The organism is Streptomyces sp. ERV7 (assembly GCF_001653515.1).
Classification (GTDB): domain Bacteria; phylum Actinomycetota; class Actinomycetes; order Streptomycetales; family Streptomycetaceae; genus Streptomyces.
The window spans coordinates 211,734-237,148 of record NZ_LYOY01000051.1; the positions used below are offsets into that span (position 1 = coordinate 211,734).

23 protein-coding genes, 1 pseudogene and 2 riboswitches are annotated in these 25,415 nt (G+C 70.1%); of the genes and pseudogenes, 17 read left to right on the forward strand and 7 right to left on the reverse strand.

All coding sequences use genetic code 11. The annotated features are described in order from the left end of the window. Window positions 1–50: 50 nt before the first annotated feature. From A8W25_RS23880 to A8W25_RS23890, 3 genes are all read right to left on the reverse strand, one after another. On the reverse strand, window positions 51–1,445 hold the full coding sequence (locus A8W25_RS23880; protein WP_067164799.1) for a hypothetical protein: 1,395 nt from the start codon (window positions 1,443–1,445) through the stop codon (window positions 51–53). A gap of 191 nt (window positions 1,446–1,636) precedes the next feature. After that, complete coding sequence (locus tag A8W25_RS23885) at window positions 1,637–2,473, reverse strand: Lar family restriction alleviation protein (RefSeq protein WP_067164802.1); 837 nt, start codon at window positions 2,471–2,473, stop codon at window positions 1,637–1,639. Between the two features lie 17 nt (window positions 2,474–2,490). Next, window positions 2,491–2,988: a hypothetical protein gene (locus A8W25_RS23890; protein ID WP_067164805.1), complete on the reverse strand. Its 498-nt coding sequence runs from the start codon at window positions 2,986–2,988 to the stop codon at window positions 2,491–2,493. 60 nt (window positions 2,989–3,048) lie between these two features. Between A8W25_RS23890 and tsf (A8W25_RS23895) the strand changes: the two genes are divergently transcribed. The 14 genes from tsf (A8W25_RS23895) to A8W25_RS23960 all read left to right on the forward strand — a co-directional run bounded on the left by tsf (A8W25_RS23895) (window position 3,049) and on the right by A8W25_RS23960 (window position 18,282). Continuing rightward, a complete protein-coding gene (gene tsf, locus A8W25_RS23895) occupies window positions 3,049–3,885 on the forward strand; it encodes a translation elongation factor Ts (RefSeq protein WP_067164807.1) in 837 nt (278 codons plus the stop codon). A gap of 159 nt (window positions 3,886–4,044) precedes the next feature. Next, a complete protein-coding gene (gene pyrH, locus A8W25_RS23900; RefSeq protein WP_067164809.1) occupies window positions 4,045–4,824 on the forward strand; it encodes a UMP kinase in 780 nt (259 codons plus the stop codon). 118 nt (window positions 4,825–4,942) lie between these two features. Then, on the forward strand, window positions 4,943–5,500 hold the full coding sequence (gene frr / locus A8W25_RS23905) for a ribosome recycling factor (protein WP_067167111.1): 558 nt from the start codon (window positions 4,943–4,945) through the stop codon (window positions 5,498–5,500). A gap of 131 nt (window positions 5,501–5,631) precedes the next feature. Then, complete coding sequence (locus tag A8W25_RS23910; protein ID WP_079126340.1) at window positions 5,632–6,624, forward strand: phosphatidate cytidylyltransferase; 993 nt, start codon at window positions 5,632–5,634, stop codon at window positions 6,622–6,624. Window positions 6,625–6,970: 346 nt separating this feature from the next. Then, window positions 6,971–8,077, forward strand: a complete 1,107-nt coding sequence (gene rlmN, locus A8W25_RS23915; RefSeq protein ID WP_067164813.1) for a 23S rRNA (adenine(2503)-C(2))-methyltransferase RlmN — start codon at window positions 6,971–6,973, stop codon at window positions 8,075–8,077. An 18-nt stretch (window positions 8,078–8,095) separates the two neighbouring features. Further along, window positions 8,096–8,205, forward strand: a riboswitch (TPP riboswitch). An 82-nt stretch (window positions 8,206–8,287) separates the two neighbouring features. After that, window positions 8,288–9,385: a thiamine ABC transporter substrate-binding protein gene (locus A8W25_RS23920; RefSeq protein ID WP_067164815.1), complete on the forward strand. Its 1,098-nt coding sequence runs from the start codon at window positions 8,288–8,290 to the stop codon at window positions 9,383–9,385. Window positions 9,386–9,423: 38 nt separating this feature from the next. Beyond that, window positions 9,424–10,998: an ABC transporter permease gene (locus A8W25_RS23925; RefSeq protein ID WP_067164817.1), complete on the forward strand. Its 1,575-nt coding sequence runs from the start codon at window positions 9,424–9,426 to the stop codon at window positions 10,996–10,998. Further along, window positions 10,998–11,975, forward strand: coding sequence for an ABC transporter ATP-binding protein (locus A8W25_RS23930; protein ID WP_067164818.1), 978 nt, complete (start codon window positions 10,998–11,000; stop codon window positions 11,973–11,975). Before A8W25_RS23925 ends, A8W25_RS23930 begins: the two co-directional genes overlap by 1 nt. A 93-nt stretch (window positions 11,976–12,068) precedes the next feature. After that, entirely contained in the window at window positions 12,069–12,905 is an 837-nt protein-coding gene (gene tsf, locus A8W25_RS23935) for a translation elongation factor Ts (protein WP_067164807.1), read from the forward strand. Between the two features lie 159 nt (window positions 12,906–13,064). Then, a complete protein-coding gene (gene pyrH, locus A8W25_RS23940; protein WP_067164809.1) occupies window positions 13,065–13,844 on the forward strand; it encodes a UMP kinase in 780 nt (259 codons plus the stop codon). A gap of 118 nt (window positions 13,845–13,962) precedes the next feature. Beyond that, the gene (gene frr, locus A8W25_RS23945) at window positions 13,963–14,520 is read left to right on the forward strand and encodes a ribosome recycling factor (protein ID WP_067167111.1); all 558 of its coding nucleotides are present in this window, start codon (window positions 13,963–13,965) and stop codon (window positions 14,518–14,520) included. Further along, entirely contained in the window at window positions 14,520–15,644 is a 1,125-nt protein-coding gene (locus A8W25_RS23950; RefSeq protein ID WP_107470775.1) for a phosphatidate cytidylyltransferase, read from the forward strand. The genes frr (A8W25_RS23945) and A8W25_RS23950 overlap by 1 nt, the downstream gene beginning before the upstream one ends. 223 nt (window positions 15,645–15,867) lie before the next feature. Continuing rightward, window positions 15,868–16,974 carry a 23S rRNA (adenine(2503)-C(2))-methyltransferase RlmN gene (gene rlmN / locus A8W25_RS23955; RefSeq protein WP_067164813.1) on the forward strand — a complete coding sequence of 369 codons (1,107 nt, stop codon included), beginning with the start codon at window positions 15,868–15,870 and terminating at the stop codon, window positions 16,972–16,974. 18 nt (window positions 16,975–16,992) lie between these two features. Then, a riboswitch (TPP riboswitch) is annotated at window positions 16,993–17,102 on the forward strand. 82 nt (window positions 17,103–17,184) lie between these two features. Continuing rightward, the gene (locus A8W25_RS23960) at window positions 17,185–18,282 is read left to right on the forward strand and encodes a thiamine ABC transporter substrate-binding protein (protein ID WP_067164815.1); all 1,098 of its coding nucleotides are present in this window, start codon (window positions 17,185–17,187) and stop codon (window positions 18,280–18,282) included. Between the two features lie 56 nt (window positions 18,283–18,338). Here A8W25_RS23960 and A8W25_RS32880 read toward each other — a convergent pair. The 4 genes and pseudogenes from A8W25_RS32880 to A8W25_RS23980 form a co-directional block, all read right to left on the reverse strand. After that, a pseudogene (locus A8W25_RS32880) lies at window positions 18,339–19,070 on the reverse strand (hypothetical protein); the annotation flags it as partial. After that, entirely contained in the window at window positions 19,052–19,789 is a 738-nt protein-coding gene (locus tag A8W25_RS23970) for an ABC transporter ATP-binding protein (protein ID WP_067167113.1), read from the reverse strand. The gene A8W25_RS23970 and the pseudogene A8W25_RS32880, both read right to left, overlap by 19 nt. Before the next feature lie 200 nt (window positions 19,790–19,989). Further along, window positions 19,990–21,369 (reverse strand): aspartate aminotransferase family protein, encoded by a 1,380-nt coding sequence (locus A8W25_RS23975; RefSeq protein ID WP_067164821.1) that lies wholly within the window; start codon window positions 21,367–21,369, stop codon window positions 19,990–19,992. Beyond that, window positions 21,354–21,845, reverse strand: a complete 492-nt coding sequence (locus tag A8W25_RS23980; RefSeq protein WP_188275329.1) for an Lrp/AsnC family transcriptional regulator — start codon at window positions 21,843–21,845, stop codon at window positions 21,354–21,356. Before A8W25_RS23980 ends, A8W25_RS23975 begins: the two co-directional genes overlap by 16 nt. Before the next feature lie 179 nt (window positions 21,846–22,024). Here A8W25_RS23980 and A8W25_RS23985 point away from each other — a divergent pair, with 179 nt between their 5' ends. The 3 genes from A8W25_RS23985 to A8W25_RS23995 all read left to right on the forward strand — a co-directional run bounded on the left by A8W25_RS23985 (window position 22,025) and on the right by A8W25_RS23995 (window position 25,411). After that, entirely contained in the window at window positions 22,025–23,464 is a 1,440-nt protein-coding gene (locus A8W25_RS23985; RefSeq protein ID WP_067164827.1) for a gamma-aminobutyraldehyde dehydrogenase, read from the forward strand. A 163-nt stretch (window positions 23,465–23,627) separates the two neighbouring features. After that, window positions 23,628–24,815: a polyamine ABC transporter substrate-binding protein gene (locus tag A8W25_RS23990; protein ID WP_067164830.1), complete on the forward strand. Its 1,188-nt coding sequence runs from the start codon at window positions 23,628–23,630 to the stop codon at window positions 24,813–24,815. A gap of 65 nt (window positions 24,816–24,880) precedes the next feature. Continuing rightward, the gene (locus A8W25_RS23995; RefSeq protein ID WP_067164832.1) at window positions 24,881–25,411 is read left to right on the forward strand and encodes a hypothetical protein; all 531 of its coding nucleotides are present in this window, start codon (window positions 24,881–24,883) and stop codon (window positions 25,409–25,411) included. The last annotated feature ends 4 nt before the right edge of the window (window positions 25,412–25,415 follow it).

A 25,415-nucleotide genomic window follows, 5' to 3' on the forward strand; every position in this document is an offset into this window, starting at 1 on the left:
CGATTGCTGATGCGGGGCCCGCCCTCGGGCGAGGGCGGGCCGAAGGGAACTCACTCGGTGGGGCGCCACGCAAAGACGCATCGGCGGGTCATGGGCTCAATCTGCCAACCGGCCTTGCGTAGCTTGTCGGCGCCTATCTCCAGTTCGACGGCCCACGGCTCGCCGCTGGGGTCGACGTAGCGCCCTCCCTGGACCCAGCAGAGGGCGACGCGTCCGTTACCGCGGGGCTCGACCAGAAACCCCCAAGCTTCCGGAGTGTGGCCGACGTCGCCCGGGTGGGCGCTGATGTCGGTGTGGTCGGTGACCTCGGCACAGCGGAGAGTCCCCAGGGCGCCGAGGGCGGCGAGGGCGTCCGGGTCGGTCGAGTGCTTGGGCGCGGTGCCCTTGGTACGGCCGTTGTGCGCCACGATCACGCCCTCGACGACACGGGGCTCGACGGCCTGCTCGGCCAAGGGTGTGCGGGCGTCGATACGGGACTGTACGCCCGGCGGGACAGGCGCACCGTGGGCGTGGTGCTCGGCTGCCTGGCGGTCGTCCATCTCGGCGCGGTACGCGGCACGGTCGGCGTCAGCCTTGGCCTTGACCCGCTCAACCGCGGACGGCTCGAACTGCATGCAAGCAGTCAGCTTGGCGGGGCTTGTGGCCTCACGTTCGGCGACCAACGCATCGACCTTGGCGCCCCACTCCGCGACGCTCGCGGCGTAGTCGTCGACCTCTGCGCCGAGGGCGCGCACCTCGGCGAGCATCGCGTCGACCTCGGCATTGCGCTGCTGGGAACTGGCGAGCAGGGCGTCGAGACGGTCGTCGAACAGGGCGCCTTGTTCGGCGCCGGCCTCGACGTGGAACAGCACGCTGTCGGCCGGCTGCTCGCCGATCCACTCGCCCCGCCACGTCCCGTCGGTGGGCTCAGCCTCGGTGACCAGGGCGGCGGCCTGCTGCGCCTCGGCCTCGGCGACCTCCTGCTCGCTCTCGGCGTCGGCCTGCTCGATGGTCGAGGCGAGGTCGACCGCGGCGGCGGCGAGGGGCGAGACGGCGGCCAGCGACAGAGCGTAGGCGCGCTGTTCGGCGGCCTTGATGCACGGGGTGCACAGTTCGCGGCCCTTGTTGAACAGGGCGAGCAGGTCGGCGCCGCTGATGTACTCGGTGATCTCTCGGCCGCAAAGGGTGTCGTCGTTGGGCGAGAAGTGGATACGGCGGCCGGTGCCGACGGTGGCGTACCGGACGCGGGCGCGCTCGGCGAGGGTGGGGCCGTCGGTGGCGCGGTCGGCCGCGACCTGCTCGGCCTCGACACGGTCGCGCTTCTCGGCCTTGGCGCACGGAGTGCAGATACGTGCGGCTACGGGGGTGTTGGGGGTGTGCTGGAGTTCGCGCCCGCAGTAGCTCGTGTGGGTGCCGGGCTTGGCGTAGTGGCCGGTTGAGCCGTAGCCGTGTGCGTAGGTGTCCATGGGGGTTGCTCCCTTGGTTGTGGTGTGCCGGGTGAGGTCCGGCGGTTCCGCCGAGTGAGGTTCGGCGAGAACTCCACTGTAGTCACTTCACAAGTCGCTACACAAGTGCCTTCACAAGTCACATCACAAAGGGGGCGTCGAGCAACTGCTCAACGCCCCCCAGGAGTTGGGCCGGGCATCCTCCCCCGGGGCTACGCCTCGGCGGTACGTCGGCGGGCGGCATCGAGGGCGACCCACAGGTCGACCAACTCGGCGGCCTTCCATGTGCGGCGCCCGCGGCGGTCGGTCTCGACGGGCGCGGTGCAGTCGGGCCCGGTCGAGCAGGTGACGCCCGGCTCGCCCCCTGGGCGGGTGTGGCCGGCGAGTTGTCCGCCACACCAGGGGCATGGCTCGGCAAGGTCGGTCGTGCGTCCGTCACGGCCGAGGGCGCGCTCGACGGTGCGGCGCGCGGTGCGCGCGGTGGCGGCGACCTCGTCGAGCAGGCGGGCGGGCATCGAGGTGAACAGGCCGCCGACGTCGTCCTCGTCGAGTACGCGGCCGGCAATCCAGACGGCGGCCCAATGGAGCCCGTAGGCGCGTGATCCGGGCGAGGTGGGCGCCTGGTACTGCCACCGTGCGGGGTCGGCGGCGTCATCGGGGTCGGTGAGGTGCCGGCCGCGGCCGTCGCGCACGGTGCGGACGGAGCGCTGTACCTGCTCGGCAACGCGGTCAGCGAGGCCGAACAGGGCGCGCTCGACCTCGACCGCGGCGTCGAGGGCGTCGAGGTTGAGCGGGGCGGGGTGCTCGCGGATGGTGAGGGGAAGGCGGCCGACGACGGGCTCGACGGTCTGCTCGTCGTCCTCGGTGCGGTCGTCGGCGGCGAGCTGGTCGAGGTATCCGCGGCGCTCGCGTGGCGGCCATGTGGGCAACGGGCGTTGGCCGATGGCGGTGAGCAGGTCGCCCCATTGCTCGCGGACGGCGGCGAGGTCGTCGTCGGCGCGGTAGGCGAGAGGTGACGGGGTGAGGGGGTAGTCGAGGGCGGTTGTCACGGTGGCTGCTCCTGGTGCTACTTGCTGAGGCGTGCGAGGGCGCGGTCACGCTCGGCGGCAAGGGCCTTGATCGTGTCGGGGAGCGCGGGCCAGTTCGGCGCCCCGCATTCCCGCTGCGCAGCTGCGAGGTAGTTCGCATACCGGAGCGCCGCGGCCTCGTGCTCGGCGGCCCGCTGCTCGGCCTCCTGGACGCGCTTGGCGAGCTGCTGCTCGGCGCGTTCCTGGGCGTGCTCCTCGGCTTCGACGATGGCGGCCTCGGCGGCGCGGGTGCGCTGCTGCTCGCGGCGGACGGCGGCGGACTGCCCGGCGGCCGATCGGCGGGCCTGGTCGCCCTCGGCGAGTTCGGCCTCGACGTGGGTGCGCAACAGGCCGGCCTCGGCGGGGGTGAGAGGTGCGCCCCGCTGTGCGCGGGCGAGCAGGACGAACAGGGACTCGCGGCGGGCGTCGCGCTTGGCGTCGCGCTGCTGGCGGGCGGTGCGGGTGCGGGACGGCGCACGCTGTGCCCCCGCCGTCACCCCGTAGCCCCGTAGATCTTTCAGACTTCGAGTCAGACTTCGAGAGAGAAACACAGACTCATGGCGAACTACACCGCCGCTGACGTCAAGAAGCTCCGCGAGCTCACCGGCGCCGGCATGATGGACTGCAAGAAGGCGCTGGACGAGGCCGACGGCAACGTCGACAAGGCCGTCGAGGCGCTGCGCATCAAGGGCCAGAAGGGCGTCGCCAAGCGCGAGGGCCGCTCCGCCGAGAACGGCGCGGTCGTCTCCCTGCTCGCCGAGGACAACACCTCCGGTGTGCTCCTCGAGCTGAAGTGCGAGACGGACTTCGTCGCCAAGGGTGACAAGTTCCAGGCCACCGCCGCCGCGCTGGCCGCGCACGTCGCCGCGACCTCCCCGGCCGACCTGGAGGCGCTGCTCGCCTCCGAGATCGAGGCCGGCAAGACCGTCCAGGCGTACGTCGACGAGGCCAACGCCAACCTCGGCGAGAAGATCGTCCTGGACCGCTTCGCGCAGTACGCCGACGGCTTCGTCTTCGCGTACATGCACCGCACCATGCCCGACCTGCCGCCGCAGATCGGTGTCCTGGTCGAGCTGGACAAGGCCGACGCCGACGTCGCCAAGGGCATCGCCCAGCACATCGCCGCGTTCGCGCCGAAGTGGCTGTCCCGCGAGGACGTCCCGGCCGAGGTCGTCGAGACCGAGCGCCGTGTCGCCGAGGAGACCACGCGCGCCGAGGGCAAGCCCGAGGCCGCGCTGCCGAAGATCGTCGAGGGTCGTGTCAACGGCTTCTTCAAGGACGCCACGCTCCTTGGCCAGCCGTACGCGCTCGACAACAAGAAGTCGGTCCAGAAGGTTCTGGACGAGGCCGGTGTCACCCTGAAGCGCTTCACGCGCATCAAGGTCGGCATCTGAGTCCGTTCAGCGATCGACACAAGACCCCGCTAGGGTCTGAGGCAGTCGTCGGCCGCGCTCGCGACGGACGACCGCAGATCTGACGAGGAGGCCATTGCCGCTCAGGGACACAGCACCCACCGGCAATGGCCTTCTTCGTATGTGTACGAGGAGATCCCCATGAATCAGGGCGCGGACGCCGCCACCCAGGCTGACCACAAGCGCGACGACGGCAAGGTGACCGGACGCTTCATGCTGAAGCTCTCCGGTGAGGCGTTCGCCGGCGGAGGGGGTCTCGGTGTGGACCCCGACGTCGTGCACGCCATCGCCCGCGAGATCGCCAACGTCGTACGGGACGGCGCGCAGATCGCCGTCGTCATCGGCGGCGGCAACTTCTTCCGCGGCGCAGAGCTCCAGCAGCGCGGTATGGACCGGGCCCGCTCCGACTACATGGGCATGCTCGGCACGGTCATGAACTGCCTCGCCCTCCAGGACTTCCTGGAGAAGGAGGGCATCGACTCCCGGGTCCAGACCGCCATCACGATGGGTCAGGTCGCGGAGCCGTACATCCCGCTGCGCGCCGTGCGCCACCTGGAGAAGGGACGCGTCGTCATCTTCGGCGCGGGCATGGGCATGCCGTACTTCTCCACCGACACCACGGCCGCCCAGCGCGCCCTGGAGATCGACGCCGAGGCGATGCTGATGGGCAAGAACGGGGTGGACGGGGTCTACGACTCCGACCCCCGCGTCAACCCGGACGCCGTGAAGTTCGACGCGCTGGAGTACGGCGAGGTCATCACCCGCGACCTGAAGGTGGCGGACATGACGGCCATCACCCTCTGCCGCGACAACAACCTCCCCATCCTCGTCTTCGAACTCCTCGCCGAGGGCAATATCGCGCGCGCGGTCAAGGGTGAGAAGATCGGCACGCTCGTGAGCGACCAGGGCACCCGGGCCTGACCGGGGGATGGACAATCCCCTGACGGTCGGACACCGTGCAGGGAAAGACGCGGGTTACGCAGGGCCGTTGAGCACCCGACGGAACTCCCGGCCCACTCAAGACATGCAGGAGCAAGTGGTGATCGAAGAAATCCTCCTCGAAGCCGAGGAGAAGATGGAGAAGGCCGTCGTGGTCGCCAAGGAGGACTTCGCCGCGATTCGCACCGGCCGTGCGCACCCGGCGATGTTCAACAAGATCGTGGCGGACTACTACGGTGCGCTGACGCCGATCAACCAGCTGGCCTCGTTCTCGGTGCCCGAGCCGCGCATGGCCGTGGTGACCCCGTTCGACAAGAGCGCGCTGCGCAACATCGAGCAGGCGATCCGCGACTCGGACCTCGGCGTCAACCCGAGCAATGACGGCTCCATCATCCGGGTGACGTTCCCGGAGCTGACGGAGGAGCGCCGCCGCGACTACATCAAGGTCGCGCGCACCAAGGCCGAGGACTCCAAGGTGTCGATCCGCTCCGTGCGCCGCAAGGCCAAGGACGCGCTCGACAAGCTCGTCAAGGACAAGGAGTCCGGCGAGGACGACGTCCGCCGTGCGGAGAAGGAGCTCGACGACGCCACCGCGAAGTACGTCGCGCAGGTGGACGAGCTGCTGAAGCACAAGGAAGCCGAGCTGCTCGAGGTCTGATGAACGACTCTTCCTGGGGGGCTCCGCCGCGACCCGAGCACTGGGGGCCACCCGACCAGGGGCCTTCCCAGGAGGTGCCTTCGGCGGGGGCTGCCTACGATGCGTATGACGCCCCGTCCCGGACACAGCCCATGCCCGTCGTGCCCGGCGACATGGGCGAACACGCCGTAGACCGCGAAGAACGTGACCGGGGGGCCGCTCGGGTGAGTGGTCCCCTGTTCCGCGAAGAGACGCCGCAGGAGCCCATGCCCAGCTCGGTACCACCTTCGACTCCGCAGCAGCCGCAGCGGCCCGCGCAGCCGGAGAAGAAGCGGGCGGGGCGCGACCTGCGGGCCGCGATAGGGGTCGGTGTCGGGCTCGGCGCGGTCATCATGGTGTCGCTGTTCGTCGTCAAGGCCGTCTTCGTCGGTGTGATCGCGGTGGCGGTCGTCGTCGGCCTGTGGGAGCTCGCCTCCCGGCTCGACGAGCGCAAGGGCATCAAGGTGCCGCTGGTACCGCTGGCGGTGGGCGGTGCGGCGATGGTCGTCGCCGGCTACGCGCGCGGTGCCGAGGGTGCCTGGGTGGCCATGGCGCTGACGTCGCTGGCGGTGCTGGTCTGGCGGATGACGGAGAAGCCCGAGGGCTATCTCAAGGACGTCACCGCGGGCGTCTTCGCGGCGTTCTACGTGCCGTTCCTGGCCACGTTCGTCGCGATGATGCTGACCACGGACGACGGGCCGTGGCGGGTCTTCGTCTTCCTGCTGCTGACCGTGGTCAGCGACACCGGCGCGTACGCGATCGGCTGGCGCTTCGGCAAGACCAAGCTGGCGCCGCGCATCAGCCCCGGCAAGACCCGTGAGGGCCTGGCCGGCGCAGTGTCGTTCGCGATGGTGGCGGGCGCGCTGTGCATGCAGTTCCTCATCGACGACGGCCAGTGGTGGCAGGGCCTGCTGCTCGGCCTCGCGGTCGCGGCGAGCGCCACGCTCGGCGACCTCGGCGAGTCGATGATCAAGCGGGACCTCGGCATCAAGGACATGGGCACGCTGCTGCCCGGCCACGGCGGCATCATGGACCGCCTGGACTCCTTGCTGCCGACGGCGCCGGTGGTGTGGCTGCTGATGGTGGCGTTCGTCGGGTCCGGCTGATGTCGGCCACGGCGCCACGCGGCGGCAGCCGCGAATCGACACAGCATGGACCGCCTGGACTCCTTGCTGCCGACGGCGCCGGTGGTGTGGCTGCTGATGGTGGCGTTCGTCGGGTCCGGCTGATGTCGGCCACGGCGCCACGCGGCGGCAGCCGCGAATCGACACAGCATGGACCGCCTGGACTCCTTGCTGCCGACGGCGCCGGTGGTGTGGCTGTTGCTCGTCGCCTTCGTCGGTAGCTGACCGGTTCGGTTGTCAGGCGCTGACCTGCTGTTTCCTCGGTCGGGGGCTCGTTGTCCACAGGACGGCGAGCCCCTTTCCGTATGTCTGAGACACTGGTGGGACCATGCCGAAGCCCGGAGAACTCACTTTCGTCGCCCCCCGCGGAGCCAAGAAGCCGCCGCGGCACCTCGCCGACCTCTCGCCCGCCGAGCGGAAAGAGGCTGTCGCCGCGATCGGCGAGAAGCCGTTCCGCGCCAAGCAGCTCTCGCAGCACTACTTCGCGCGGTACGCGCACGACCCGGCCCAGTGGACGGACATCCCCGCGGCCGCCCGCACCCGGCTCCAGGAGGAGCTGCTTCCGGACCTGATGTCGGTGGTGCGGCACATCTCGTGCGACGAGGACACCACCCGCAAGACGCTGTGGCGCCTGCACGACGGGACGCTGGTGGAGTCGGTCCTGATGCGCTACCCCGACCGGGTGACCATGTGCATCTCCTCGCAGGCCGGCTGCGGTATGAACTGCCCGTTCTGCGCGACCGGCCAGGCGGGCCTGGACCGCAACCTGTCGACCGCCGAGATCGTGCACCAGATCGTCGACGGCATGCGCGCGCTGCGCGACGGCGAGGTCCCCGGCGGCCCGGCGCGTCTTTCGAACATCGTCTTCATGGGCATGGGCGAGCCGCTCGCCAACTACAAGCGGGTCGTCGGCGCCATCCGCCGCCTCACCGACCCCGAGCCCGACGGCCTGGGCCTGTCCCAGCGCGGTATCACCGTCTCCACCGTGGGCCTGGTCCCCGCCATGCACCGCTTCGCCGACGAGGGCTTCAAGTGCCGCCTCGCCGTGTCGCTGCACGCGCCGGACGACGAGCTGCGCGACACCCTGGTCCCGGTCAACACCCGCTGGAAGGTCCGCGAGGTCCTGGACGCGGCGTGGGAGTACGCGGAGAAGTCCGGCCGCCGCATCTCGATCGAGTACGCACTGATCCGCGACATCAACGACCAGGCCTGGCGCGGTGACCTGCTCGGCCGCCTCCTCAAGGGCAAGCGCGTCCACGTCAACCTGATCCCGCTGAACCCGACGCCGGGCTCCAAGTGGACCGCCTCGCGCCCCGAGGACGAGAAGGCGTTCGTCGAGGCCATCGCGAGCCACGGCGTGCCGGTCACCGTCCGGGACACCCGTGGCCAGGAGATCGACGGAGCGTGCGGACAGCTCGCCGCGTCCGAGAGGTAGTCTGAGCTCGAAATCTGCATATTCCGACAGGGGAGCGCCACAGCGCTGAGAGTGCGACACCGTCAGGTCGCAGACCCTCTGAACCTTGCCCAGGTCATTCTGGGTAGGAAGTTCGGTCATCACTCAAGCTGTTGCGCCCTGCCCGCACGACCCGCCGTCGTACGGGCAGGGCCGCGTCTCTTCCTGGTCACTCCAGGAGGAATCACCACCATGCGCAGTACGAAGAAGATGGCGGCCACCGCGCTCGCCGCCGCCGTCGGCGTCAGTACGCTCGCCGCGTGCGGCGGCAAGGACGACGACGCAGCGAAGACCGACGGCGGCACCAAGTCCAAGACCGTCACCCTGGTCAGCCACGACTCGTTCGCCGCCTCCGACGCGGTGCTCAAGGAGTTCACCGCGCAGACCGGCTACACCGTCAAGGTCCTCAAGAGCGGTGACGCGGGCGCGGCCCTCAACCAGGAGATCCTCACCAAGGGCTCCCCGCGCGGCGACGTCTTCTTCGGCGTCGACAACACGCTGCTCTCGCGGGCTCTCGACAACGGGATCTTCACCCCGTACGAGGCGAAGGGCCTCGCCGCCGTCCCCGCGGCCGTCCAGCTCGACCAGGGCAAGCACCGGGTCACGCCGATCGACACCGGCGACATCTGCGTCAACTACGACAAGAAGTACTTCGCCGACAAGAAGCTCAGCCCGCCGAGCTCCTTCGCCGACCTGATCAAGCCCGAGTACAAGAACCTGCTGGTCACCGAGAACGCGGCGACCTCCTCGCCCGGCCTCGGCTTCCTGCTCGGCAGCGCCGCCCAGTACGGCGACGACGGCTGGCAGGACTACTGGAAGAAGCTCAAGGACAACGGCGTCAAGGTCGTCGACGGCTGGGAGCAGGCCTACAACCAGGACTTCTCCGGCTCCGCCGGCGGCAGGAAGGCCAAGGGCGACCGCCCGCTGGTCGTCTCCTACGCCTCCAGCCCGCCCGTCGAGGTCCTCTACGCCAAGCCGCAGCCCACCGACGCCCCCACCGGCGTCGCCACCGGCACCTGCTTCCGCCAGACCGAGTTCGCCGGACTCCTCAAGGGCGCCAAGAACGAGGCGGGCGGCAAGGCGCTCCTCGACTTCCTGATCTCCAAGAAGTTCCAGGAGGACATGCCGCTCAACATGTTCGTGAACCCGGTACTGAAGGACGCCAAGCTGCCCGAGCTGTTCACCAAGTTCGGCGCCAAGGTCACCGAGACGCACGACGTCGCTCCGGAGAAGATCTCCAAGAACCGTGAGCAGTGGGTCAAGACGTGGTCCTCGCTCGTGCTGAAGTAAGCCGCACGGCCCGCGCGGGGAAGCGGCGCGCGAACGCGGTGCGGCTCTTCTTCGCCTGGCCCGTGGCCGCGATCGTCGGCCGCGGGCTGCGCGTCGACGGCGTCTGGCACCTCGGCCGGATCGGCGAGGTGATCACCGATCCGGACATCGGGCACGTGCTGTGGTTCACCACCTGGCAGGCGCTCGCCTCCACCGCGCTCACGCTGCTGATCGCGCTGCCCGGCGCCTACGTCTTCGCGCGCTTCGACTTCCCCGGACGGCAGCTGCTGCGGGCCGTGGTCACGGTCCCCTTCGTGCTGCCCACCGTCGTCGTCGGCACCGCCTTCCTCGCGCTGCTGGGCCGCGGCGGACTGCTGGACGAGCTGTGGGGCGTACGGCTGGACACCACGGTGTGGGCGATCCTGCTGGCGCACGTCTTCTTCAACTACGCGGTCGTCGTACGGACCGTCGGCGGTCTGTGGGCGCAGCTCGACCCGCGCCAGGAGGAGGCCGCCCGGGTCCTCGGGGCCTCCCGGTTCGCGGCCTGGCGCACGGTGACCCTGCCCGCCCTCGGGCCCGCCGTGGCGGCCGCCGCCCTGATGGTCTTCCTCTTCACCTTCACCTCCTTCGGCGTCGTCCAGATCCTGGGCGGCCCCACCTTCTCCACCCTCGAAGTGGAGATCTACCGCCAGACCGCCCAGCTGCTCGACCTGCCCACCGCCGCGGTCCTCACCCTCGTCCAGTTCGCGGCGGTCGGCTCGGTCCTCGCCGTGCACGCCTGGACGGTACGGCGGCGCGAGAGCGCGCTGAAGCTCGTCGACCCCGCGCGGACCGCGCGGCGCCCGCGCGGCGCGGGCCAGTGGACGCTGCTGGCGGCGGTGCTCGCGGTGATCGCCGTACTGATCCTGCTGCCCCTTGGCGTGCTCGTCGCCCGCTCCCTGGACACCCCCGACGGCTACGGCTTCGGCTACTTCCGCTCCCTCCAGTCCGTGGGGGAGGGCGGCACCTTCCTGGTGCCGCCGCTGGAGGCGGTGTGGAACTCGGTGCAGTACGCGCTGGCCGCCACCGGGATCGCGGTGGTCGTCGGCGGACTGGCCGCCGCGGCCCTCACCCGGCGCGGCGGACGCCTGGTCCGGGGCTTCGACGCGCTTCTGATGCTGCCGCTGGGGGTCTCCGCCGTCACCGTCGGCTTCGGCTTCCTGATCACCCTGGACCGGCCGCCGCTGGACCTGCGCACCTCCTGGATCCTGGTGCCGCTGGCCCAGGCGCTGGTGGGCGTCCCGTTCGTCGTACGGACCATGCTCCCCGTACTGCGCGCGGTCGACGGGCGGCTGCGCGAGGCGGCCGCGGTGCTCGGCGCGTCCCCGCTGAGGGTCTGGCGGGAGGTGGACCTGCCGCTGGTGATCGCGGCGGGGTTCGCGTTCGCCGTCTCGCTCGGCGAGTTCGGCGCGACCGTGTTCATCGCGCGCCCCGACCGCCCCACGCTGCCGGTCGCGGTGGCCCGTCTGCTCGGGCGGGCCGGGGACCTCAACTACGGCCAGGCGATGGCGCTCAGCACGATCCTGATGGTCGTGTGCGCCGTGTCCCTGCTGCTCCTCGAACGCATTCGTACGGACCGGACCGGAGAATTCTGATGCTGAAGCTCGACGGGGTGACGGTCCGGTTCGGCGAGCGGGCCGCGCTCGACACGGTCGACCTGGAGGTCGCCGAGCACGAGACGGTGTGCGTGCTCGGGCCCAGCGGCAGCGGCAAGTCCACGCTGCTGCGGGTGGTGGCCGGGCTCCAGAGCGCCGACGCGGGGCGGGTGCTCCTCGGGGGCGCGGACCAGGCGGGGGTGCCGGTGCACCGGCGCGGTGTGGGGATGATGTTCCAGGACCACCAGCTGTTCCCGCAGCGGGACGTGGCCGGGAACGTGTCCTTCGGGCTGCGTATGCGCGGTGTGCCGCGCGGGCGGCAGGCCTCGCGGGTCTCGGAGCTGCTGGAGCTCGTGGGGCTGCCGGGAGCCGGGCGGCGCTCCGTCTCGGCGCTCTCCGGCGGCGAGCAGCAGCGGGTCGCCCTCGCCCGGGCGCTGGCCCCCGAGCCGAGGCTGCTGATGCTCGACGAGCCGCTGGGGCAGCTGGACCGTACGCTGCGGGAGCGGCTCGTCGTCGAACTGCGGGCGCTGTTCGGGCGGTTGGGTACGACCGTGCTGGCCGTCACGCACGACCAGGGCGAGGCGTTCGCGCTCGCCGACCGGGTCGTGGTGATGCGGGACGGCCGCATCGCGCAGACCGGTACGCCGCTGGAGGTCTGGCAGCGGCCGGCCTCGGAGTTCGTGGCGCGTTTCCTCGGCTTCGAGAACGTGGTGGCGGCGACGGTGTCGGGGGAGGTGGCGGCCACACCGTGGGGTGCGGTGCCGGTGCCGGCGGGGTCCGTTCAGGGCCCGGTCCGCCTCCTGGTCCGTCCGGCGGGCGTCCAACTGCTCCCGGCGGATCAGGGGCTGCCGTGCGAGGTGTCGTCCCGTACGTTCCGGGGCAACCACGTGGCCCTGCGGCTGCGGCCGGAGTCGGGGGTGGTGCTGGAGGCGGAGTGCGGGTTGGGCCTGACCTTCGGGTCCTCGCTTCGGTGGTGACGGCGGGGGCGCACGCTGTGCCCCCGCCGTCACCCCGTAGCCCCGTAGATCTTTCAGACTTCGAGTCAGACTTCGAGAGAGAAACACAGACTCATGGCGAACTACACCGCCGCTGACGTCAAGAAGCTCCGCGAGCTCACCGGCGCCGGCATGATGGACTGCAAGAAGGCGCTGGACGAGGCCGACGGCAACGTCGACAAGGCCGTCGAGGCGCTGCGCATCAAGGGCCAGAAGGGCGTCGCCAAGCGCGAGGGCCGCTCCGCCGAGAACGGCGCGGTCGTCTCCCTGCTCGCCGAGGACAACACCTCCGGTGTGCTCCTCGAGCTGAAGTGCGAGACGGACTTCGTCGCCAAGGGTGACAAGTTCCAGGCCACCGCCGCCGCGCTGGCCGCGCACGTCGCCGCGACCTCCCCGGCCGACCTGGAGGCGCTGCTCGCCTCCGAGATCGAGGCCGGCAAGACCGTCCAGGCGTACGTCGACGAGGCCAACGCCAACCTCGGCGAGAAGATCGTCCTGGACCGCTTCGCGCAGTACGCCGACGGCTTCGTCTTCGCGTACATGCACCGCACCATGCCCGACCTGCCGCCGCAGATCGGTGTCCTGGTCGAGCTGGACAAGGCCGACGCCGACGTCGCCAAGGGCATCGCCCAGCACATCGCCGCGTTCGCGCCGAAGTGGCTGTCCCGCGAGGACGTCCCGGCCGAGGTCGTCGAGACCGAGCGCCGTGTCGCCGAGGAGACCACGCGCGCCGAGGGCAAGCCCGAGGCCGCGCTGCCGAAGATCGTCGAGGGTCGTGTCAACGGCTTCTTCAAGGACGCCACGCTCCTTGGCCAGCCGTACGCGCTCGACAACAAGAAGTCGGTCCAGAAGGTTCTGGACGAGGCCGGTGTCACCCTGAAGCGCTTCACGCGCATCAAGGTCGGCATCTGAGTCCGTTCAGCGATCGACACAAGACCCCGCTAGGGTCTGAGGCAGTCGTCGGCCGCGCTCGCGACGGACGACCGCAGATCTGACGAGGAGGCCATTGCCGCTCAGGGACACAGCACCCACCGGCAATGGCCTTCTTCGTATGTGTACGAGGAGATCCCCATGAATCAGGGCGCGGACGCCGCCACCCAGGCTGACCACAAGCGCGACGACGGCAAGGTGACCGGACGCTTCATGCTGAAGCTCTCCGGTGAGGCGTTCGCCGGCGGAGGGGGTCTCGGTGTGGACCCCGACGTCGTGCACGCCATCGCCCGCGAGATCGCCAACGTCGTACGGGACGGCGCGCAGATCGCCGTCGTCATCGGCGGCGGCAACTTCTTCCGCGGCGCAGAGCTCCAGCAGCGCGGTATGGACCGGGCCCGCTCCGACTACATGGGCATGCTCGGCACGGTCATGAACTGCCTCGCCCTCCAGGACTTCCTGGAGAAGGAGGGCATCGACTCCCGGGTCCAGACCGCCATCACGATGGGTCAGGTCGCGGAGCCGTACATCCCGCTGCGCGCCGTGCGCCACCTGGAGAAGGGACGCGTCGTCATCTTCGGCGCGGGCATGGGCATGCCGTACTTCTCCACCGACACCACGGCCGCCCAGCGCGCCCTGGAGATCGACGCCGAGGCGATGCTGATGGGCAAGAACGGGGTGGACGGGGTCTACGACTCCGACCCCCGCGTCAACCCGGACGCCGTGAAGTTCGACGCGCTGGAGTACGGCGAGGTCATCACCCGCGACCTGAAGGTGGCGGACATGACGGCCATCACCCTCTGCCGCGACAACAACCTCCCCATCCTCGTCTTCGAACTCCTCGCCGAGGGCAATATCGCGCGCGCGGTCAAGGGTGAGAAGATCGGCACGCTCGTGAGCGACCAGGGCACCCGGGCCTGACCGGGGGATGGACAATCCCCTGACGGTCGGACACCGTGCAGGGAAAGACGCGGGTTACGCAGGGCCGTTGAGCACCCGACGGAACTCCCGGCCCACTCAAGACATGCAGGAGCAAGTGGTGATCGAAGAAATCCTCCTCGAAGCCGAGGAGAAGATGGAGAAGGCCGTCGTGGTCGCCAAGGAGGACTTCGCCGCGATTCGCACCGGCCGTGCGCACCCGGCGATGTTCAACAAGATCGTGGCGGACTACTACGGTGCGCTGACGCCGATCAACCAGCTGGCCTCGTTCTCGGTGCCCGAGCCGCGCATGGCCGTGGTGACCCCGTTCGACAAGAGCGCGCTGCGCAACATCGAGCAGGCGATCCGCGACTCGGACCTCGGCGTCAACCCGAGCAATGACGGCTCCATCATCCGGGTGACGTTCCCGGAGCTGACGGAGGAGCGCCGCCGCGACTACATCAAGGTCGCGCGCACCAAGGCCGAGGACTCCAAGGTGTCGATCCGCTCCGTGCGCCGCAAGGCCAAGGACGCGCTCGACAAGCTCGTCAAGGACAAGGAGTCCGGCGAGGACGACGTCCGCCGTGCGGAGAAGGAGCTCGACGACGCCACCGCGAAGTACGTCGCGCAGGTGGACGAGCTGCTGAAGCACAAGGAAGCCGAGCTGCTCGAGGTCTGATGAACGACTCTTCCTGGGGGGCTCCGCCGCGACCCGAGCACTGGGGGCCACCCGACCAGGGGCCTTCCCAGGAGGTGCCTTCGGCGGGGGCTGCCTACGATGCGTATGACGCCCCGTCCCGGACACAGCCCATGCCCGTCGTGCCCGGCGACATGGGCGAACACGCCGTAGACCGCGAAGAACGTGACCGGGGGGCCGCTCGGGTGAGTGGTCCCCTGTTCCGCGAAGAGACGCCGCAGGAGCCCATGCCCAGCTCGGTACCACCTTCGACTCCGCAGCAGCCGCAGCGGCCCGCGCAGCCGGAGAAGAAGCGGGCGGGGCGCGACCTGCGGGCCGCGATAGGGGTCGGTGTCGGGCTCGGCGCGGTCATCATGGTGTCGCTGTTCGTCGTCAAGGCCGTCTTCGTCGGTGTGATCGCGGTGGCGGTCGTCGTCGGCCTGTGGGAGCTCGCCTCCCGGCTCGACGAGCGCAAGGGCATCAAGGTGCCGCTGGTACCGCTGGCGGTGGGCGGTGCGGCGATGGTCGTCGCCGGCTACGCGCGCGGTGCCGAGGGTGCCTGGGTGGCCATGGCGCTGACGTCGCTGGCGGTGCTGGTCTGGCGGATGACGGAGAAGCCCGAGGGCTATCTCAAGGACGTCACCGCGGGCGTCTTCGCGGCGTTCTACGTGCCGTTCCTGGCCACGTTCGTCGCGATGATGCTGACCACGGACGACGGGCCGTGGCGGGTCTTCGTCTTCCTGCTGCTGACCGTGGTCAGCGACACCGGCGCGTACGCGATCGGCTGGCGCTTCGGCAAGACCAAGCTGGCGCCGCGCATCAGCCCCGGCAAGACCCGTGAGGGCCTGGCCGGCGCAGTGTCGTTCGCGATGGTGGCGGGCGCGCTGTGCATGCAGTTCCTCATCGACGACGGCCAGTGGTGGCAGGGCCTGCTGCTCGGCCTCGCGGTCGCGGCGAGCGCCACGCTCGGCGACCTCGGCGAGTCGATGATCAAGCGGGACCTCGGCATCAAGGACATGGGCACGCTGCTGCCCGGCCACGGCGGCATCATGGACCGCCTGGACTCCTTGCTGCCGACGGCGCCGGTGGTGTGGCTGCTGATGGTGGCGTTCGTCGGGTCCGGCTGATGTCGGCCACGGCGCCACGCGGCGGCAGCCGCGAATCGACACAGCATGGACCGCCTGGACTCCTTGCTGCCGACGGCGCCGGTGGTGTGGCTGTTGCTCGTCGCCTTCGTCGGTAGCTGACCGGTTCGGTTGTCAGGCGCTGACCTGCTGTTTCCTCGGTCGGGGGCTCGTTGTCCACAGGACGGCGAGCCCCTTTCCGTATGTCTGAGACACTGGTGGGACCATGCCGAAGCCCGGAGAACTCACTTTCGTCGCCCCCCGCGGAGCCAAGAAGCCGCCGCGGCACCTCGCCGACCTCTCGCCCGCCGAGCGGAAAGAGGCTGTCGCCGCGATCGGCGAGAAGCCGTTCCGCGCCAAGCAGCTCTCGCAGCACTACTTCGCGCGGTACGCGCACGACCCGGCCCAGTGGACGGACATCCCCGCGGCCGCCCGCACCCGGCTCCAGGAGGAGCTGCTTCCGGACCTGATGTCGGTGGTGCGGCACATCTCGTGCGACGAGGACACCACCCGCAAGACGCTGTGGCGCCTGCACGACGGGACGCTGGTGGAGTCGGTCCTGATGCGCTACCCCGACCGGGTGACCATGTGCATCTCCTCGCAGGCCGGCTGCGGTATGAACTGCCCGTTCTGCGCGACCGGCCAGGCGGGCCTGGACCGCAACCTGTCGACCGCCGAGATCGTGCACCAGATCGTCGACGGCATGCGCGCGCTGCGCGACGGCGAGGTCCCCGGCGGCCCGGCGCGTCTTTCGAACATCGTCTTCATGGGCATGGGCGAGCCGCTCGCCAACTACAAGCGGGTCGTCGGCGCCATCCGCCGCCTCACCGACCCCGAGCCCGACGGCCTGGGCCTGTCCCAGCGCGGTATCACCGTCTCCACCGTGGGCCTGGTCCCCGCCATGCACCGCTTCGCCGACGAGGGCTTCAAGTGCCGCCTCGCCGTGTCGCTGCACGCGCCGGACGACGAGCTGCGCGACACCCTGGTCCCGGTCAACACCCGCTGGAAGGTCCGCGAGGTCCTGGACGCGGCGTGGGAGTACGCGGAGAAGTCCGGCCGCCGCATCTCGATCGAGTACGCACTGATCCGCGACATCAACGACCAGGCCTGGCGCGGTGACCTGCTCGGCCGCCTCCTCAAGGGCAAGCGCGTCCACGTCAACCTGATCCCGCTGAACCCGACGCCGGGCTCCAAGTGGACCGCCTCGCGCCCCGAGGACGAGAAGGCGTTCGTCGAGGCCATCGCGAGCCACGGCGTGCCGGTCACCGTCCGGGACACCCGTGGCCAGGAGATCGACGGAGCGTGCGGACAGCTCGCCGCGTCCGAGAGGTAGTCTGAGCTCGAAATCTGCATATTCCGACAGGGGAGCGCCACAGCGCTGAGAGTGCGACACCGTCAGGTCGCAGACCCTCTGAACCTTGCCCAGGTCATTCTGGGTAGGAAGTTCGGTCATCACTCAAGCTGTTGCGCCCTGCCCGCACGACCCGCCGTCGTACGGGCAGGGCCGCGTCTCTTCCTGGTCACTCCAGGAGGAATCACCACCATGCGCAGTACGAAGAAGATGGCGGCCACCGCGCTCGCCGCCGCCGTCGGCGTCAGTACGCTCGCCGCGTGCGGCGGCAAGGACGACGACGCAGCGAAGACCGACGGCGGCACCAAGTCCAAGACCGTCACCCTGGTCAGCCACGACTCGTTCGCCGCCTCCGACGCGGTGCTCAAGGAGTTCACCGCGCAGACCGGCTACACCGTCAAGGTCCTCAAGAGCGGTGACGCGGGCGCGGCCCTCAACCAGGAGATCCTCACCAAGGGCTCCCCGCGCGGCGACGTCTTCTTCGGCGTCGACAACACGCTGCTCTCGCGGGCTCTCGACAACGGGATCTTCACCCCGTACGAGGCGAAGGGCCTCGCCGCCGTCCCCGCGGCCGTCCAGCTCGACCAGGGCAAGCACCGGGTCACGCCGATCGACACCGGCGACATCTGCGTCAACTACGACAAGAAGTACTTCGCCGACAAGAAGCTCAGCCCGCCGAGCTCCTTCGCCGACCTGATCAAGCCCGAGTACAAGAACCTGCTGGTCACCGAGAACGCGGCGACCTCCTCGCCCGGCCTCGGCTTCCTGCTCGGCAGCGCCGCCCAGTACGGCGACGACGGCTGGCAGGACTACTGGAAGAAGCTCAAGGACAACGGCGTCAAGGTCGTCGACGGCTGGGAGCAGGCCTACAACCAGGACTTCTCCGGCTCCGCCGGCGGCAGGAAGGCCAAGGGCGACCGCCCGCTGGTCGTCTCCTACGCCTCCAGCCCGCCCGTCGAGGTCCTCTACGCCAAGCCGCAGCCCACCGACGCCCCCACCGGCGTCGCCACCGGCACCTGCTTCCGCCAGACCGAGTTCGCCGGACTCCTCAAGGGCGCCAAGAACGAGGCGGGCGGCAAGGCGCTCCTCGACTTCCTGATCTCCAAGAAGTTCCAGGAGGACATGCCGCTCAACATGTTCGTGAACCCGGTACTGAAGGACGCCAAGCTGCCCGAGCTGTTCACCAAGTTCGGCGCCAAGGTCACCGAGACGCACGACGTCGCTCCGGAGAAGATCTCCAAGAACCGTGAGCAGTGGGTCAAGACGTGGTCCTCGCTCGTGCTGAAGTAAGCCGCACGGCCCGCGCGGGGAAGCGGCGCGCGAACGCGGTGCGGCTCCGTCTCGATGGCCAGGCCCGCCGAGATCAGGGTGATGCCCCAGGGCAGCCCCGAGGGGACCGAGGCCGGGGGCCGTTCGGTGCCGCGCGGGCGGGGCGGCTCCTTGCGCGGGCGCAGCGCCAGCCCGGCCGCCGCCGAGGTCTCGATGGCCAGGCCCGCCGAGATCAGGGTGATGCCCCAGGGCAGCCCCGAGGGGACCGAGGCCGGGGGCCGTTCGGTGCCGCGCGGGCGGGGCGGCTCCTTGCGCGGGCGCAGCGCCAGCCCGGCCGCCGCCGAGGCGGTCAGCGGCAGCACCGTGAGCAGGGTGAGCGCGGCTGCCAGCGGCAGCGGCCGGTCGGCGGCGAGCAGCCCGGCCGCGGCGCCGTCGAAGGGCAGCCCGGTGATGTCGCCGCGCAGATGCAGATAGACGAGCAGGGCGACCGTCGAGCCGAGCGTGCAGGCCACCGCCGTGGACGCGGCCGCGATCGCGGTGAGCCTGCCGGGGCCCAGGCCCACCGCCGAGAGCCCGGGACGGGGGCGGGTGCTCGGGTCCGTACGGGCCACGGCGACCGCGAAGTGGACGGTGGCGGCGAGCGGCACCGCGCACCACAGCAGCCGCGGCACCGAGCCGCCGGGGTGCGCCACCGCGTGGCCCAGGGTGCACAGGAGCAGGAAGCCGACCCCCGCCGAGGCCGCGGCCACCAGCAGGCGGCGCAGCAGGACCAGCGGGTGGGTGCCGCGGGCTAGACGGAGAGCGAGCACGCGGCGCGGCCCTCCGGGTCGGGGGCGCCGGCGGGCCCGGCCGCGGTGACCCGGCGGCCGTCGAGCAGCCACACCGTGCGGTCGGCGAGGGCCGCGACCTCCGCGTCGTGCGTGGCCAGGACCGTGGTGATGGCGTGCGAGCGGGCCGCGGCCGTCAGGGTGCGCAGCACCTGGGCGCGGTCGGCGCGGTGCAGGGTGGCGGTCGGCTCGTCGGCGAAGAGCACCGCGGGGGAGGTGACCAGGGCGCGGGCGATCGCCACCCGCTGGCGCTGGGCGGTCGGCAGGGCGTGCGGGCGGCGCCGGGCGCAGGCGCCGATGTCGAGCCGCTCCAGCCACTCCAGGGCGGCCTTCTTGGCGGTGCGGTGCGAGATGCCGCGCAGCAGCAGCGGCAGCGCCGCGTTCTCCCAGGCGTTGAGCTCGGGCACCAGGGTCGGCTCCGGGTCGATCCAGCCGAACCGGTCGCGGCGCAGCCGCTCGCGCGAGAGCGCTCCCATGGTGTGGACGGGGGCGCTGTTGAACCACACCTCGCCCTGGTCGGGCACGAGCTGGCCGGACAGGGCGCGCAGCAGGGTCGTCTTGCCGCTGCCGCGCGGACCGCCGACGGCCAGGATCTCTCCCTCGCGGATCCCGAGGGAGACCCCGGTCAGGGCGGGCGAGCCGCCGTGGGAGTGATGCAGGGAACGTCCCCAGAGCACATCGTTGTCCGGCGGGGCCACCATGGCGTACACCTCGGTTCAGATCAGATTTCCTGCTCCCCCGTACGGGGGAACGAAGGCAGGGCCGATCGGTCACTGGGCACCGTAGGGACTCCTGTGCGCCGGTCCACGACAGCACGCGGCCCGGTGGCACCCATCTCACTCGGATGGGCGCCACCGGGCCGGTGCGTTCAGACGAATCGCCGGGAGGACGCGGGGGACGGCTACAGCTTCGTCCAGGCCTCCGTCAGGACCTGCCGCAGGACGCCCTCGATCTCGTCGAAGGTCTCCTGGTTGGAGATCAGCGGCGGAGCCAGCTGGATCACCGGGTCGCCCCGGTCGTCGGCGCGGCAGTACAGGCCGTTCTCGAAGAGCGCCTTGGAGAGGAAGCCGTACAGGACGCGCTCGGTCTCCTCGTCGTTGAAGGACTCCTTGGTGTTCTTGTCCTTGACGAGCTCGATGCCGTAGAAGAAGCCGTTGCCGCGGACGTCGCCGACGATCGGCAGGTCGTGGAGCTTCTTGAGGGTGTCGAAGAAGGCGCCCTCGTTGTCGAGCACGTGCTGGTTGAGGCCCTCGCGCTCGAAGATGTCGAGGTTGGCCAGGCCCACGGCCGCGGAGACCGGGTGGCCGCCGAAGGTGTAGCCGTGCAGGAAGGTGTTGTCACCCTTGTAGAACGGCTCGGCGATCTTGTCGGAGACGATGCAGGCGCCGATCGGGGAGTAGCCCGAGGTCATGCCCTTGGCGCAGGTGATCATGTCCGGTACGTAGTCGAACTTGTCGCAGGCGAACATCGTGCCGAGGCGGCCGAAGGCGCAGATGACCTCGTCGGAGACGAGCAGCACGTCGTACTTGTCGCAGATCTCGCGCACCCGCTGGAAGTAGCCGGGCGGCGGCGGGAAGCAGCCGCCCGCGTTCTGCACGGGCTCGAGGAAGACCGCGGCGACGGTGTCGGGGCCCTCGAAGAGGATCTCCTGCTCGATCTGGTCGGCGGCCCAGCGGCCGAAGGCCACCGGGTCGTCGGCGTGGATCGAGGCGCGGTAGATGTTGGTGTTCGGCACCTTGTGCGCGCCGGGGACCAGCGGCTCGAAGGGGGCCTTGAGCGCGGGCAGACCGGTGATGGACAGGGCGCCCTGCGGGGTGCCGTGGTAGGCGACCGCACGCGAGATGACCTTGTACTTCGTGTGGTTGCCGGTGAGCTTGTGGTACTGCTTCGCCAGCTTCCAGGCGGTCTCGACGGCCTCGCCGCCGCCGGTGGTGAAGAAGACCTTGTTGAGGTCGCCCGGCGCGTAGTGCGCCAGGCGCTCGGCGAGCTCGACGGCCTTGGGGTGGGCGTAGGACCACACCGGGAAGAAGGCCAGCTCCTGCGCCTGCTTGTAGGCGGTCTCGGCGAGCTCGTGGCGGCCGTGGCCGGCGTTGACGACGAACAGGCCCGAGAGACCGTCGAGGTACTTCTTGCCCTTGTCGTCGTAGATGTAGGTGCCCTCGCCCCGCACGATGGTGGGAACGGGCGCGTTCTCGTACGACGACATGCGGGTGAAGTGCATCCACAGGTGGTCGTAGGCGGTCTGGCTCAGGTCCTTGCTCACGGCTATCGGGTTCCCCACATATAGGTCTGCTTCTTCAACTTGAGGTAGACGAAGCTCTCGGTGGAGCGCACGCCGGGGAGGGCGCGGATCCGCTTGTTGATGACGTCCAGCAGGTGGTCGTCGTCCTCGCAGACGACCTCCACCATCAGGTCGAAGGAGCCCGCGGTCATCACCACGTACTCGCACTCGGCCATGGCTGTGAGCGCGTCCGCGACGGGGTCGAGGTCGCCCTCGACGTTGATGCCGACCATCGCCTGGCGCCGGAACCCCACGGTGAGGGGGTCGGTCACGGCGACGATCTGCATCACGCCCTGGTCCAGCAGCTTCTGCACGCGCTGCCGCACGGCCGCCTCGGACAGGCCCACGGCCTTGCCGATCGCGGCGTACGGGCGGCGCCCGTCTTCCTGGAGCTGCTCGATGATCGCCAGGGACACGGCATCGATCGACGGGGACGATCCGTTCCCGGTCCTGGGGTCTGCGCTTCGACTGGCCACGGAGCCACTGTGCACCCGACTCGTCTGTCCCGCAACCCCAAAGCGATGAAATTCGTTGTTCCGTGACCTCAAAAGCACCGAATCCGAAGTTGCCGGGCGGCGGGTCTGTCGAAAGCGACACTGGACCGACTAGGGTGGGCTGTCTCACCCATCGGACATCGGACCGGGAGGCCAGCGAAGTGACCACCGAACTGCGTCGTTTGCGCAACTACATCGACGGAGAGTTCCGCGATGCTGCCGACGGGCGGACCATCGAGGTGGTCAACCCGGCCACGGGCGAGGCGTACGCCACCTCGCCGCTCTCCGGCCAGGCGGACGTCGACGCCGCCATGGCCGCCGCCGCCGAGGCCTTCCCGGCCTGGCGCGACACCACCCCGGCCGAGCGCCAGCGGGTCCTGCTGAAGATCGCGGACGCCTTCGAGGAGCGCGCCGAGGAGCTGATCGCGGCCGAGTCGGAGAACACCGGCAAGCCGCTCGCGCTGACCGCCAGCGAAGAGATCCCGCCGATGGTGGACCAGATCCGCTTCTTCGCGGGCGCCGCCCGGCTGCTCGAAGGCCGCTCGGCCGGCGAGTACATGGAGGGCATGACCTCGATCGTCCGCCGTGAGCCGGTCGGTGTCTGCGCGCAGGTCGCGCCGTGGAACTACCCGATGATGATGGCCGTGTGGAAGTTCGCCCCGGCGCTCGCCGCGGGCAACACGGTCGTCCTCAAGCCCTCGGACACCACGCCCGCCTCCACCGTCCTGATCGCCGAGATCATCGGCGCGATCGTCCCCAAGGGCGTCTTCAACGTCATCTGCGGCGACCGCGACACCGGCCGCGCGATGGTCGAGCACCCCACCCCGGCGATGGCCTCCATCACCGGTTCCGTACGGGCGGGCATGCAGGTCGCCGAGTCGGCGGCCAAGGACGTCAAGCGCGTCCACCTGGAGCTCGGCGGCAAGGCCCCGGTCGTCGTCTTCGAGGACGCCGACATCGCCAAGGCCGTCGAGGACATCTCGGTGGCGGGCTACTTCAACGCCGGCCAGGACTGCACGGCCGCGACCCGCGTCCTGGTCCACGAGTCGATCCACGACGAGTTCGTCACCGCGCTCGCCAAGGCCGCCGCCGACACCAAGACCGGGCAGCCGGACGACGAGGACGTGCTGTACGGCCCGCTCAACAACGCCAACCAGCTGAAGCAGGTCACCGGCTTCATCGACCGCCTCCCGGCGCACGCCAAGGTCGAGGCGGGCGGCCACCGCGTCGGCGACAAGGGCTACTTCTACGCCCCCACCGTCGTCTCCGGCCTCAAGCAGGACGACGAGATCATCCAGAACGAGGTCTTCGGCCCGGTCATCACGGTCCAGTCGTTCACGGACGAGAAGCAGGCGCTGGAGTACGCCAACGGCGTCGAGTTCGCGCTGGCCTCCTCGGTCTGGACGAAGGACCACGCCCGCGCGATGCGGATGTCCAAGTACCTGGACTTCGGCTGCGTCTGGATCAACACGCACATCCCGCTGGTCGCGGAGATGCCGCACGGCGGCTTCAAGAAGTCCGGCTACGGCAAGGACCTCTCGGCGTACGGCTTCGAGGACTACACCCGCATCAAGCACGTGATGACGTCGTACGAGGGCTGATCTCCCTTGCACGACCGCTGACTTGTGGTGCGGCGCCCCCCGGGGTGCCGCACCACTCGTGTGTGCGGGGGCCGTTACCGGTCGACAGGGTGTCGGGCCTGCCGCGTACGGCTGTACGCAGCGTCCATTGCCCCGTACACCCGGGCCCCGGCATCCTTCCGGGGTGCGAGCGACCCCCTTGAACCCCCTCTCCCGCCGCCACCTGCTGCGCGCGCTCGGCGGCGGCGCCGCCGCTGCCGCGCTGGCGGGCTGCGGAGTACCCGCGGCGTACGTCGGGCCCGGTGACCGCGCGGCCCGCGACCGCTCGGCCACCGACCACCGGCTCACCTTCGCCAACTGGCCGCTGTACATCGACACCGACGAGGACGACAAGTCGAAGCGGCCCACCCTCGACGCCTTCACCAAGTCCACCGGGATCTCCGTCACGTACACCGAGGAGATCAACGACAACGACGAGTTCTTCGGGAAGATCAGCCCCGCCCTGATGAACCATCAGGCGACCGGCCGGGACATCGTCGTCGTCAGCGACTGGATGGCGGCCCGCTTCGTCCGGCTCGGCTGGGTGCAGCAGATGGACCGCGCCCGCCAGCCCAACGTCGCCGCTTACCTGGATCCGCAGCTGAGCACGCCCGCCTTCGACAAGGGGCGGCTGCACAGCGTGCCCTGGCAGTCCGGGATCACCGGCATCGCGTACAACAAGAAGAAGCTCGGCCGCGAGATCAAGCACACCGGTGACCTGTGGGACCGGCGGCTCGCGGGCAAGGTGACGCTGCTCTCGGGCCTCGACGAGTCGTTCGCGCTGCTGATGCAGGGCGACGGCGTCGATGTGACGCGGTGGACCGCGGACGACTTCCACCGGATGTGCGACCGGGTCGAGAAGCAGGTGCACAACAAGCAGATACGCCGCTTCACCGGCAACGACTACATCAAGGACCTCTCCACCGGCGACGTGCTGGCCTGCCAGGCGTACTCGGGCGATGTGATCCAGCTCCAGGCGGACAACCCCGACATCGAGTTCGTGGTACCCGAGGAGGGCGCCGAGCTGTGGGCCGAGTCGATGATGGTGCCCAATCTGGCCCGCCACAAGGCCAACGCGGAAGCGCTGATCGACTACTACTACGACCCGCACGTGGCGGCGGAGCTGGCCGTCTGGGTCAACTACGTCTGCCCGGTCCCGGCCGCCCGCGAGGTGCTCGCCGGCTCCAAGGACAAGGAGCGCGCCGAACTCGCCGAGGACCCGCTGGTCTTCCCGGACGCCGAGATGCGCAGGCGGCTCGCGATCGCCCGGGACATCACGTCGGAGGAGCGGATGGAGTTCGCCAAGAGGTGGAACGCGATCGTGGGGCTGTAGGGGCCGGTTCCGCGCGGTCCGGGGGCAGATTTGAACGCGTTCAAACCACGGCGTAGGCTGCGGTCATGAGCGAGCGAAGAACTGCCCTCGTGCGGCGCATACGCCTGTGGCTCGTGGTCTTCATCGTCTGTCTCGTGCTGAGCGGACTGACCGCGTTCCCGCTGGTCCACGAACTGCACTGGACCCAGAGCCTGGTGCGGTCCACACCGCTGGGGGACTGGCTGCCGGGCCTGGCGGGCTGGATCGACCGGGTCGGCGAGGGGCTCGACGCGACGGACGCGAAGTACCCCTTCGTCCTGTACGGAACGGACTGGCTGGCGTTCGCGCACCTCGTCATCGCCGTCGCCTTCTACGGGCCCTACCGCGACCCGGTGCGCAACATCTGGGTGATCGAGTTCGGGATGATCGCCTGCGCCGGGATCATCCCGCTGGCACTGGTCTGCGGGCCGGTCCGGGGCATCCCCTTCTGGTGGTCGGTGATCGACATGTCCTTCGGTGTCTTCGGGGTGATCCCGCTGTACGTCGTACGCCGCAAGATCAAGGAGCTGGAGGCGCTGACGGCACCGGCCGCGGCACCGGCACCGGCGCCGGTGTGAGCGG